The organism is Desulfotignum phosphitoxidans DSM 13687 (assembly GCF_000350545.1).
GTDB lineage: Bacteria > Desulfobacterota > Desulfobacteria > Desulfobacterales > Desulfobacteraceae > Desulfotignum > Desulfotignum phosphitoxidans.
Map to the genome: position 1 here is coordinate 296,702 of NZ_APJX01000004.1, position 12,383 is coordinate 309,084.

The 12,383-nt window shown below is 54.0% G+C and carries 10 protein-coding genes; 5 read left to right on the top strand and 5 right to left on the bottom strand.

The window, feature by feature from the left end; translation table 11 throughout:
• Window positions 1–8: 8 nt before the first annotated feature.
• The 4 genes from DPO_RS11085 to dctP all read right to left on the bottom strand — a co-directional run bounded on the left by DPO_RS11085 (window position 9) and on the right by dctP (window position 3,961).
• Window positions 9–989: a CoA transferase subunit A gene (locus DPO_RS11085; RefSeq protein ID WP_006965984.1), complete on the bottom strand. Its 981-nt coding sequence runs from the start codon at window positions 987–989 to the stop codon at window positions 9–11.
• 5 nt (window positions 990–994) lie between these two features.
• A complete protein-coding gene (locus DPO_RS11090) occupies window positions 995–2,305 on the bottom strand; it encodes a TRAP transporter large permease (RefSeq protein WP_006965986.1) in 1,311 nt (436 codons plus the stop codon).
• Complete coding sequence (locus DPO_RS11095) at window positions 2,302–2,811, bottom strand: TRAP transporter small permease subunit (RefSeq protein ID WP_006965988.1); 510 nt, start codon at window positions 2,809–2,811, stop codon at window positions 2,302–2,304. The genes DPO_RS11090 and DPO_RS11095 overlap by 4 nt, the downstream gene beginning before the upstream one ends.
• A gap of 118 nt (window positions 2,812–2,929) precedes the next feature.
• Complete coding sequence (dctP, locus tag DPO_RS11100) at window positions 2,930–3,961, bottom strand: TRAP transporter substrate-binding protein DctP (RefSeq protein ID WP_006965990.1); 1,032 nt, start codon at window positions 3,959–3,961, stop codon at window positions 2,930–2,932.
• A gap of 478 nt (window positions 3,962–4,439) precedes the next feature.
• Between dctP and gabT the strand changes: the two genes are divergently transcribed.
• Entirely contained in the window at window positions 4,440–5,747 is a 1,308-nt protein-coding gene (gabT, locus tag DPO_RS11105; RefSeq protein WP_006965991.1) for a 4-aminobutyrate--2-oxoglutarate transaminase, read from the top strand.
• Between the two features lie 19 nt (window positions 5,748–5,766).
• Window positions 5,767–7,530 (top strand): aldehyde ferredoxin oxidoreductase family protein, encoded by a 1,764-nt coding sequence (locus DPO_RS11110; RefSeq protein ID WP_006965993.1) that lies wholly within the window; start codon window positions 5,767–5,769, stop codon window positions 7,528–7,530.
• 46 nt (window positions 7,531–7,576) lie between these two features.
• On the opposite strand, the gene DPO_RS11115 is transcribed toward DPO_RS11110, so the two are convergent.
• Window positions 7,577–9,343: a sigma-54 interaction domain-containing protein gene (locus DPO_RS11115; protein ID WP_006965995.1), complete on the bottom strand. Its 1,767-nt coding sequence runs from the start codon at window positions 9,341–9,343 to the stop codon at window positions 7,577–7,579.
• 88 nt (window positions 9,344–9,431) lie between these two features.
• On the opposite strand from DPO_RS11115, the gene DPO_RS26445 reads away from it, so the two are divergent.
• The 3 genes from DPO_RS26445 (at window position 9,432) to DPO_RS11125 (ending at window position 12,340) form a co-directional block, all read left to right on the top strand.
• Entirely contained in the window at window positions 9,432–9,623 is a 192-nt protein-coding gene (locus DPO_RS26445) for a GxxExxY protein (protein ID WP_268870639.1), read from the top strand.
• 66 nt (window positions 9,624–9,689) lie between these two features.
• Window positions 9,690–10,934 (top strand): acyl-CoA dehydrogenase family protein, encoded by a 1,245-nt coding sequence (locus tag DPO_RS11120; RefSeq protein ID WP_006965997.1) that lies wholly within the window; start codon window positions 9,690–9,692, stop codon window positions 10,932–10,934.
• A complete protein-coding gene (locus DPO_RS11125; RefSeq protein ID WP_006965999.1) occupies window positions 10,931–12,340 on the top strand; it encodes a deoxyribodipyrimidine photo-lyase in 1,410 nt (469 codons plus the stop codon). The genes DPO_RS11120 and DPO_RS11125 overlap by 4 nt, the downstream gene beginning before the upstream one ends.
• Window positions 12,341–12,383 lie beyond the last annotated feature (43 nt).

The window sequence follows — 12,383 nt, forward strand, 5'->3', positions numbered from 1 at the left end:
AGACTCCTTTATTTCCGGTCCAGGTCTTTGGCATATCCGCAGCCGCGGTCGGCCAGAATCGATTCCAGGCGGTGCCGGCCCACATGGTCCAGCAGATCGGCATGGGTATTGTGCGCAAACACCATGTCATTCAAAAACTGCGCAAACACGGTGTCATCCGTGGCGGCCCGGGCATACGCCTTCATATACACGGGATCATAGTCGTAATACTGGAAGCAGGCCGTAGGGTATGCCCCGAACGGCACCTTGACCACGGCCGTGGCATGGATGAACGGAATCTGGTTTCTGTCCGGTTCGGTTTTAAGATAATCTTCATCCACCAGATCCTCGCACGTGATAATCAACACCCGGGACGCTTTGGCCTGCTCCACATCGGCAAAGGTGAGCCCTTCCATGCGGCAGTTGCCTTTGACATCAGCCGTCTGCACATGAATGATGGTCACATCCGGATTGATGGCCGGCACCAGCACCACTTTTTCAGTTTCCCCCCACCCGTCAAACGGGTTGGCCGCCACCACCAGCTTTTGGTTGGGAATCCGTGGGTCTTTATGTCTGAATTCTTGTGAAAACCCCCATTTTTCGATGATGTCCGTTCCCAGAGACGACCGGGTCGGCAGAAAGGGAATTCCCATAGCCCCGGCCAGAAACCGCAGGGTCATCTGAAAATTGGAATAATCCTCCACGGCAATGGTCTGTTCCTGAACCGCCTGCCTGAACCGGATGCAGGTGGACATGAACTTGCCCGTGCCTCCATAAGCGATTTCCAGACGGGACACACACCTGCCGCCGATCAGCTCGTCCACGCCCTGGCCGTTGGAATGGGCATACACATGCAGGTCTCTTTTTTCCTGCCGGATAATCTCATGCACGGCCGCCATGGGGTTACGGTTCAGGGTAAACCCGCCGATGGACAGGTGGCACCCATTAGTAACATATCGGTTGATCGCCTCTTTGAGGGTCATCACTTTATTTTTTTGTGTTGTCATCATTTCATTTATCCCATGAGTGAAGGCAGCCACAGAGAAATCTGCGGAAACAGCATGACAATGATCAGGCCGATGGCCTGGAGAAATATAAATGGCCCCACAGACCGGTAGATATCGCCCATGGAGATCCCTTCAGGCACCACCCCTTTCATGTAGAACAGAACAAACCCGAAGGGCGGGGTCAAATACGCCATCTGCATATTCAGAATAAACAGAATCCCGTACCACAAAGGATCAAACCCCAGACTGGTGATAATGGGCACATAGATGGGGGTGGTGATCATGATGATGGGCAGATCATCCATGACCATGCCCAGGAAAAACAGACTGGCCATCATGGCAACCAGCACGGTCCAGGGGTTGATCCCCACCGACTTGATGACCTGGGTTAAAAATGCAGGCAGCGCCAGAGAATTGATCACCGTGGAAAACGCCAGGCATCCGATGATGATCCACAACACCATACTGCCCAGCCGGGCCGTTCTGTAAAGAGACGAAGAAAACACATCCCAGGAAAGCTTGCCGTGGAGGGCCACCACACCGATGGCGGCCAGTGCGCCCACTGCCGACGCTTCTGTAGGCGTGGCCAGGCCCATGAAAATGGTACCCATGATGGAGAAAATAAGCAGAAACGGCAGAAACAACCCCTTGAGGGCCAGAAACTTTTCCGTCCAGGTGGCCCGTTCCTCTTTGGGAATGGCCGGGCAGATGCCGGGCTGGACAAAACTGCGCACAATAATATAGATGATATACAAGGAAGCCAGCAACAGTCCCGGCAGAATCCCGCCTAAAAACATTTTGCCGATGGAGACCCCGGTGACCGATGAATACACGATCATGGTCACGCTGGGAGGAATGAGAAATCCCAGGGCCCCGCCGCCGGAAATACACCCGATGGCAATCTCTTTTTTGTAGTTTCTGCTGAGCATGGCCGGCAGGGCAATGAGCCCCATGGTCACGGTGGCCGCCCCCACGATCCCCACGATGGCGGCGATGACCACGCACACCAGGACCGTACCCACGGCCAGCCCGCCCGGCATGGGGCCCAGCCATTTGTAGATCAGCTCGAACATGTCATCGGCAATCCCGGACTTATCCAGCAGACTGCCGATCATGATGAACAGCGGAATGGCAATCAGCACCTCCCCGGACATCTGGGCAAACACGGCATGGGGCAGAATCTGCAGCTTGGCCGGCCCTAAAATGGTAATAATAAAGGTCAGGCCCACAGTTCCCAGGGCAAATGCCACCGGCGTGCCCAGAACAAACAGCACCACTAAGGCCAGAAACATCAACAAAACAATCAGTACCGGGCTCATTTGGCAGATTCCTCCCTGAATTTCACGATGACGTCACAGATACCTGCCAGTGCCTGAAGAATGAACAGCACCGCGGCAATCGGTACAAACAGCTTCACCGGTCCCAGGGGCGGACCCCAGACCGTGTAGGAATGCTGATTGATCTTGAATGCATGCAGCATGTCTTTTCCGCCCACCCAGAAAAGGACCACAAAAAAGATCAGACACACCAGATAGGCGATGATATCCGCTGTGAGCCGGAAACGGGGCGGAAATCTGCTGTAGACAATGTCCACGCTCACATGTTCTTTGCGCTCCAGAAGCCAGGGGCCGGTCAAAGCCAGGTAGAATGCAAAGGAAAATCCGGAAAGCTCATGGACCCAGATGGTGGGGGAGTTGAAAAAATAGCGCATCACCACCTCATAACATAAAAAAAGCATGATCAGCATCAGCACAAAGGAGGAGATCCTCCCCAGCCCCCGGTTCATGCTTCCGATAATTGTAATGAATTGTTTGAGTTTCTGCATATTCCTCCGCAATGTGTAAGCAGGTTGAATGGATATATATCGTCATCCGGCAAGAACAGCGCTTTCCAGGATCATATGTCTGCCTGAAAAGCGCCATTTTGGCATCCACGGGTATCTATCAGTAACCCAGTTTTTTCAGATGAGTCCGGATCATTTCAATGTACTGGGCAGAGAATTCATCTTTTTCTCCCACTTCATCCCAGATGGCATCGGCGGCTTTTTTGATTTCATCCACCGTGGCCTGGGGCAGTTCCACTTTGGTAACCCCGGCGCTCAGCATATCGGTTTCCGCTCTTTTCTCCATCTGCATGAAAGTCCGGGTAAAATCCAGAGATGCCCGGTGAATCGCGGTTTCAAACATGGCCTGAAGATGTTCGGGCATGCTGTCGAATTTGCCTTTGTTCACCAGCACTTCCAGGGTCTGGACACCGGAAAAATCCGGTACGACCATAAATTTACCCACTTCGTGCAGGTTCTGGAGATAATTTTCCGCATGGGACCCGCTGACCGTGGCATCAATGGCCCCCCGGGACATGGCCACATAAATCTCGGCAAACGGGATAAACGTGGTGGAAACCCCCATGCGGTGCAGCATGGTGGCCATGGTACCGGCGGCCCGGACTTTCAGATTTCTGATGTCTTCCAGGCTTTCCACTTTTTTTCTGGAGAACATGCCGTAACCGGGCCAGACCATGGCCCCGGCATAATACACCCCGTGTTTGGCATACTGGGTCCGCAGAAAATCCAGACCCCCTTCTTCATAATAGAAATTCAGGGTTTCCCACATGTCCCTGGGATCTCCGGGCAATGCAAAACTGGTGGCAGCCACGGGCACGATGCCGCCGTGGTAGGCCCCATAGGTGATGGCCATGTCAATGGCCCCGGACCCGGTGGCTTCAAACGTCTGGGGGGATTTCACCAGGCCGCCCGGCCCCACCTGATCAATGAGAATCTGTCCCTGGCTCATCAGTTTCAAATCCTCGGCCATCCGGGCAATCACCTGCCACCCGGGATGCTCCATGGCATTGACATTCTGGCAGGTGAACCGGAATGTCTTGGCCTGGACCATGGAAACGGTCCCGAGCAGAATAAAGATGCATAATACAAACGAAAGCACTGTGGTTCGGTTGATACCGCGATGTGTTGCCATACATTACCTCCTGAAGTTAACGATCATTATAAATTGCGTGGTAAAAAAACGATCAGCTGCCCTCCCGGAATAGCAATTAGCGTGCCATTTCCCTTATTTCCCATAATTTGACTCATTTGTCACAGACCGGGCCACCCCAAAGCCCTTAAAATATGCAAATATGCATTTTCAGTCTGATCCATCACCGGCCCAGCCAGATGATTAGCAAACAGAAACAATTTGTTGCAATGAAAATTTTTAAAATATGCCAAACCCCATAATTATGCATAAATGCATAATTATGGGGTAATTTCCGGATTCATCCTTTAAAAAAATCCCCGCAGATCCATTGAAAACAATCCAATATGCCCATGTGTCCGGTTTTGTTTCTGGCACAGGTTTTGCTAAGTTTTTAAGGCAATAGACAATTCAATTTTAACCGACCTTTACAAAAATCCTTTCGGAGAACTTATAACCATTTATTATGGAGATCAAGAAAATGACTGCCACCCAAACCGAGTATTTCAATGAACTGCGGAAAGCACATGTGGCCCAGGGACCGGCCAATCTCACCACGGCCGTGATTGCAAAAGCCAGCGGTGCGACCATGACCGATGTGGACGGTAAAACATTCATCGACTTTGCCGGCGGCATCGGGGTCAACAACGTGGGCCATGCCCATCCCAAAGTGGTCAAAGCCATCAAGGATCAGGCGGACCGGTTCATCCACACCTGTTTTCACGTGGGCATGTATGATTCATATATTGAGCTGGCAAAAAAACTCAATGACCTGGTTCCCGGAGATTTTGCCAAAAAAACCATGTTTGCCAACTCCGGGGCCGAAGCCGTGGAAAATGCCGTAAAAGTGGCCCGGTACGCCACCAAACGCCCGGCAGTGATCGCGTTTGAAAACGGATTTCACGGCCGGACGCTGATGACCATGTCTTTGACCAGCAAAATCAAACCTTATAAATACGGGTTCGGTCCGTTTGCCCCGGAAGTGTACCGCCTGCCCTATGCCTACTGCTACCGGTGCCCCATGGGATGCACTTATCCGTCCTGCAACATTGCCTGTATAGAGATGATTGAATCATTTTTCATCACCCATGTGGACCCGGAATCCTGTGCCGCCATTATTGCCGAACCCATCCAGGGGGAAGGCGGATTTGTCACCCCGCCGCCGGAATATTTCCCGAAACTGGCGGCCATTGCTAAAAAATACGGCATCCTGCTGATCATGGACGAAGTCCAGTCCGGTGCCGGCCGGACCGGCAAATTCCTGGCCACTGAACACTGGGGCATTGAACCGGATATCGTCACCCAGGCCAAAAGCCTGGCCGGCGGCATGCCTTTGAGTGCGGTCACGGGACGCTCTGAACTCATGGATGCCCCGCATCCCGGGGGTCTGGGCGGCACTTACAGCGGCAATCCTCTGTCCTGCCAGGCCGCCCTGGCCGTTCTGGAGATTTTGTTTGAAGACAATCTGCTGGAACGGTCCCGGCAGCTGGGTGACATCCTGCAAAAACGGTTTGCCGAACTGGCGGACCGCCATGAGATCATCGGCGAAGTCCGGGGCAAAGGTCCCATGCTGGCCCTGGAACTGGTCAATGACCGCGACACAAAAGAACCGGCCACGGACGCCGCCAAAAAACTGACCCAGATCTGCTACGACAAGGGGTTGGTGATTCTTTCCTGCGGCAATTTCGGCAATGTGATCCGCACCCTGATGCCGTTTGTCATCACAGATGAAGAACTTGACAAAGGCCTGTCCATCCTGGAAGACGGATTCAAAGCCCTGGAACAATAACCCGGTCAAAGGAGCTGACATGAAAGGTTTTTTCAACCGCATTCTCATCATTAACGTTACCCACCAAACCACCCGGGTGACGTCCCTTTCCGATGATACCTTAACGCAATACCTGGGCGGCAAAGGCCTGGCCACCCATCTGCTGCTGCAGTACAATCCGCCGGGCGTGGATCCGTTGTCTCCGGACAACCATTTGATTGTAGGACTCGGCCCCTTGACCGACAGCCTGATTTACGGCTCCTGCCGGTACGGGATTTTTTCCAAATCTCCCTTGACCGGATTTTATGCGGAAAGCTATTCCGGAGGCCGGGCCGCCACGGCCATCAGCCGGGCCGGATATGATGCCGTGCTGATAAAAGGGGCGGCAGCCGGTCCCATGTGGCTGGAAATCAGCGACACGGATGTGGTGTTCCATGATGCTGAATCGCTGTGGGGCAAGGATACCTATGAAACCGAAGATGCGGTTAAGCAGGCGTGCGGCGTCAAGGACGCCGCTGCCCTGGTGATCGGACCGGCCGGTGAAAACCAGATCAAGTTTGCCGTCATTGAAAACGATTACTGGCGGTCTGCCGGCCGCACCGGCATGGGTGCGGTCATGGGATCCAAAAACATCAAGGCCCTGGTGTTTCATGGAAACCAGCAAAAAACCTTTCATGATCCTGATGGCATGAAGCAGTATGCCAAAACCATGGCCAAAAACCTGAACCAGCACCCGGCCACCCGCACCTACCGGACCCAGGGCACCCCGGTGATGGTGGACGGCCTGAACAAAGCCGGGGCGTTTCCGGCCCGGTACTGGTCCCAGGGCAAATGTGAGCATTACGAAAAAATCAATGCCGCCGCCATGGCCGAGAAACTGAAAGTAAAACCCCGGTCCTGCAAAACCTGTTTCATGGGGTGCGGCAAACTGGTGGAAGTGCAGGAAGGCCGCCATGCCGGACTGAAACTGGAAGGCCCGGAATATGAAACCATTTATGCATTCGGCGGGCTGTGCATGATCGACAGCATTGAAGAGATCACCTGGCTCAATGACATCTGCGACCGGACCGGCATGGACACCATCACGGCCGGCAACCTGGCGGCCCTGGCCATTGAAGCATCTACCCGGGGCAGGATCAAAGAATCCTTGACCTACGGGGATGCCGACGTCGTGGCGGATCTGCTGGAAAAAATCGCCCGCCGGGAAGGCATCGGCGGGCTTCTGGCCGACGGCATCAAAAACGCGGCCCCGGAAATGGGTATGGCCGATCTGGCAGTTCACGTGAAAGGCATGGAGCCGGCCGGGTACGACCCCCGGACCCTGAAAGGCATGGGACTTGCCTATGCAGTCTCTCCCCGGGGCGCATGCCACCTGCGCAGCACGTTTTACAAGCCTGAACTGGCCGGCATGATCGACCCGGATCAGATTGACGGCAAAGCTGAGATGTTCATTGATTTCGAAGACCGGTGCACCCTGTTCGACACCCTGATCCTGTGCCGGTTCTACCGGGATTTCTATCCCTGGGAGGAACTGGCTGCCCTGATACAAATGGCCACAGGCATGGATCTGTCCAAAGCAGACTTAACGGCAGTGGCCTCCCGGGTCACCAACCTGACGCGCCGTTTCAATTTACAGGAAGGCCTGACCCGGGCGGATGATTCTTTGCCCAAACGGCTTTTTACAGAAAAACTGCCCGACGGCAACAGCATTACCGAAGAAGCGTTCACTCAGCTGGTTGACGATTACTACCGGTTAAGAGGCTGGGATGAAAACGGGATCCCGGCCCCGCAACCCGGGGCATAAGACAAAAATCATGAAAACCCGAAGGGCCTTCCATCCGAAGGCCCTTTTACTTTTTGGTCGCCCAACCGGATCGGTCCAGGCCATATTTTTGCATTTTCCGGGCAATGGTGGACTGGTTGATGCCCAGCAGCTTTGCCGCACTGGCCTGGGTTTTTCCTTTTTCCAGGGCTGCGGTCAGCACTTTTTTTTCCAGGTCCGCCACCATTTGTGACAACGTATGGTCCGGATGCCAGACCGGGTCGTCCGGTGCTTCAGCGGTCATGGATTTCCGGATGCTGCCGGGCAGGTCCTCGAACCGGACCCGGCTGTTATGGGCCATGACCACCAGACGTTCGCAGATATTGATCAGTTCCCTGACATTGCCCGGATATGGATATGCGGTCAATGCGTCCATGGCCTGCCGGGAGATGCTGATTTCCGGTTTCCGGTACCGGGTGCTGAAGGTTTCAAGATAATGGGTGATCAACGGCACCAGACAGTCTTTGCGTTCCCGCAGCGGCGGCATGGTCACGGGCACCACATTGAGCCGGTAGTACAGATCACTGCGGAACTGTTTTTTTTCGATCATCTGTTTCAAATTCCGGTTGGTGGCCGCAATGATCCGCACATCCACAGCCCGGCCCCGGGTACTTCCCACCCGGGAAATCACCCCGTCCTCAATGAATTTGAGCAATTTCACCTGGGACGCCAGGGGCAGTTCGGCAATCTCGTCCAGAAAAACAATGCCCTTGTCTGCGGCTTCAAGCTTTCCAGGTTTGCCTTTGTGACCGGCGCCGGTAAACGCGCCTTTTTCATATCCGAACAATTCGCTTTCCACCAGGGTCTCTGGAATGGCCCCGCAATTGATCTTGATCATGGGGTAATCCGACCGGGAAGAGGACCGATGAATCAAATCCGCGACCACACCTTTGCCGGTACCGGATTCCCCTAAAATCAGCACCGTGGAATCCACCTCCCCCAGTTTGATGGCTTTTTGAATAATTTTGCGGTAATTGTCGCTCCGGGCGATGATCTGCCGGGATTCTGTTTCCTGAATCTGTTTTTCCAGCATGTCCCGCCGGTAGTGCTCGGTCAAAGCCTCGTTTTCCTGGAGCTGTTCCTGGAGCCGGTTGATTTCCGTGATATCCCGTTCATTGACCACCACCCGGAACAGGTCTCCATTTTTGTCAAACACCGGGGTGCCGGTCAGAAACAGATCCCTACCGATGCGGGTTTTTTGAATCAATGATACTTTTTTACGGGTTTTGAGCACCTCCAGGGTCACGGACCGGTCCACCAGTTTTTTTTCCACCAGCTCGGTCATGTGCTTGCCCACAACCTCTGCGGCTGTCAGCCCGATCATTTTTTCCGATGCCGGATTGACCCTCACCACCACCCCGTTGCCGTCACAGATCCACAACCCGTCATTGGAGCTGTCAATGATGGTGTCCAGCTCAATGGACAGCTGCTGAAACCCTTTCATGCGGTTGGTGATATTGGTCAGCGCGGTCATGTCTTCAAAAATGGCAATGATGCCGATGGCTGCGTTGCCATGGTGAACCGGCCCCAGCATCACTGAATACCGGCTGTCGTTTTTTTCCACGATCAGGCCGGTTTCAACAATCTGATCTGACAGGACTTTCCGGGCCGATGCAGTCAGGGAGGGAATGGTGGCCGACAAAAAAGCACCGGGATACAGCCCCAGACAGTTTCTGGCCGGCGGGTTGGATATCAGGGCCTGGAGCGAATTGTCAAATACGGCCACCCCGCTGGGCGTGGCATTGAGCAATGCACTGCCGAATTCCTTCCAGTTCAGATCAATGGGTTCTTGCATGGATTTTCCTTTCGGGAAAAACATTGCCCCAAATCCAGCAAAAAGTCAAATCCCGGTTTTTTAAAACTCGAAAAAAGAAGACATATACTTGACTCCTGAAGGCACAACATATACAGCAATATATAAAATAATATCACGAAGGACACGAAGAGCACGAAGAAAGGAATTTGATGATGCACAATTGCTGACTTACATGAAATTGGCGGATATCAGAACCGGACTTTTGATCAATTTCAATGTCACAAAGCTCAAACACGGTATCAAACGATTCGTCCTTTAACCCTTCGTGCTCTTCGTGTCCTTCGTGGTGCAATATATCAGCCAAAAAAAACAAGGAAATGCATTCATGTTTGATTATCTTTTAAATGAAAAGCAGAAACAACTGAAGCAGGAAGCCCGGGATTTTGTCAAAACCATCCCCCGGCAGATGATCCTGGATATGGATGCGGACAAGATCCGGTTCCCCAGAGAATTTCTACAGGAAGCCGGCCGCCGGAACCTGATGGGGTGCCGGTATCCGGAAAAATGGGGCGGAAGAGGCATGGACTGGGTGTCCACCTGCATGGTCATGGAAGAAATCGGGGTGCTGGGATATATTTTTGCCTGCACCTTTGGGGTGGGCGCGGAACTGGTGTGCGATGCCATTGTTCTGCACGGCACAGATGCCCAGAAGGAAAAATATGTCAAACCGTTGCTCAAAGGCGAGATTTTTGCCGCGGAATGCCTGACCGAGCCCCGGGGCGGGTCTGATTTTTTCGGCACCACCACCACAGCCGTGGACAAAGGCGACCATTTTGTTCTCAACGGCCAGAAACGGTTCATCGTGGGCGGTGAAGGGGCGGATTTTTTTCTGGTGTATGCGAAAACCGACCCGGATGCCGAACCCCGCAACGGTATCTCCTGTTTTATTGTGGACCGCACCGACGGGGTGGAAACCAAATATCTATACTGCCTGATGGGATGCCGGGGCGGCGGGGCCGCCCGCATGGTGTTCAAGGATGTGAAAGTACCCAAAGAAAACCGGGTGGGCGGCCTGAACCAGGGGGTCAAGGTATTCAACACCATGATGATCCCCGAGCGCCTGGGCACGGCCGCCATGACCATCGGGGCCGCCGTGCCGGCCGTGGACATCGCCACGGGATACACCTCAAAACGCAAGGCATTCGGCCGGCCTGTAGCTCAGTTCCAGGGGGTGTCGTTCCAGGTGGCCGAAGCCGTAACGCTTCTGGATGCAGCCCGGGCCATGATCTACACCACGGCCCGGGCCGTGGATGCAGGGATCCATGACAAACAGATCCGGCGCCTGGTGTCTGAATCCAAAAAATTTGTCACGGAATCCTGCCAGAAAGCCGTGCACAATGCCATGCAGGTCATGGGCGGCATCGGGTACACCAATATCTATCCTGTGGAACGGATTTTCCGGGATCTTCGCCTGGCATCCATCTGGACCGGCACCAACGAGGTCATGGCCATGATCATTGCCAATGAATGGTACAAGGCGTACTGGAAAGACAAATCCGCCGGAAAGATCCGGGATATGGAAGAAGATGCTCAGGAATCTTTAGCAGCAGACGAGAAAATATTCGAATGACCACTCACCCGGCCCGTATCCACCACCTCAACCGCGACCGGTTCCAGAAACCGGCCCCGAATAAGGATTATGTGCTCTACTGGATGCAGCAGTCCCAGAGGGCCGTGTTCAACCATGCCCTGGAATTTGCCGCAGACCAGGCCAACCGGCTGGGCCTGCCCCTGGTGGTGGGGTTCGGTCTGACCGACACGTATCCGGACGCCAACCTGCGGCATTATACCTTTATGCTGGAAGGACTGGCTGAAACCCGCACCGCACTGGCGGATCGGGGCATCCAGCTGGTGGTGCTCAAAGGGCATCCGCCGGATGTGGCCCTGGATTTAGGCGGACAGGCGGCACTGATCGTGTGTGATGCCGGATATCTGCGGCACCAGCGGCTGTGGCGGGGTCAGGTGGCTAAAAACGCCGGCTGCCCGGTCATCCTGGTGGAAACCGATGTGGTGGTGCCCGTGGCTGTGGCCACCACCAAAAAGGAATATGCGGCCCGAACCATCCGGCCCCGGCTGCACAAGGTGCTGGCGGATTTTCTCATGCCGCTGCCTTTGAAAGATCTGAAACATTCGTCTCTGAACCTGTCGTTTGACAGCCTGGACATCACAGATCCCCAGGCCGTGCGCGACACCCTGTCCCTGGACAGGACCGTTCCCCCGGTCTCCCGGTTTTTCCCTGGCGGCACTTCTCATGCGGAAAAGCGGTTTCAGACATTTCTGGCCAATGGTCTGAAAAACTATGACCGGCACAGCAACCAGCCCCAGACCGATGACATCTCCCACATGAGCCCGTACCTGCATTTCGGGCAAATCTCCCCATTGTACCTGGCCTTAGGGGTCATGGACGTAGATCCATCCCTGTCAGATGCCCGGGATGCGTTTATCGAACAATTGATCATCCGGCGGGAGCTGGCCTTCAATTTTGTGTACTACACGCCTGATTATGATTCTTTTGATGTGATTCCCGGGTGGGCCAAAAACACCCTGGCCGACCATGAAACCGATCCCAGAGACCATCTGTATTCAGAACAGGAACTGGTGGATGCCGTCACCCATGATCCTTACTGGAACGCAGCCATGATGGAAATGACCTGCACCGGGTTCATGCACAATTACATGCGCATGTACTGGGGCAAGAAAATCCTGGAATGGTCCCCTTCCCCGAAACAGGCGTTTGAGACCACGCTGGCGTTGAACAACCGGTATTTTCTGGACGGCAGAGACCCCAACTCCTACACCGGCGTGGCCTGGCTGTACGGCATCCACGACCGGGGCTGGGCCGAACGGGCCATCTTCGGCAAGATCCGGTACATGGCCGCCTCCGGCCTGGAACGCAAATGCGATATCCAGGCCTATGTGGACAAAATCAAACACCGCTGCGCTGCAGTTAAATCCAAAAATTTATATGAAATATAGGATTATAATCCAAAAATTTATGAGGTGACATGTGGAAGTTAAA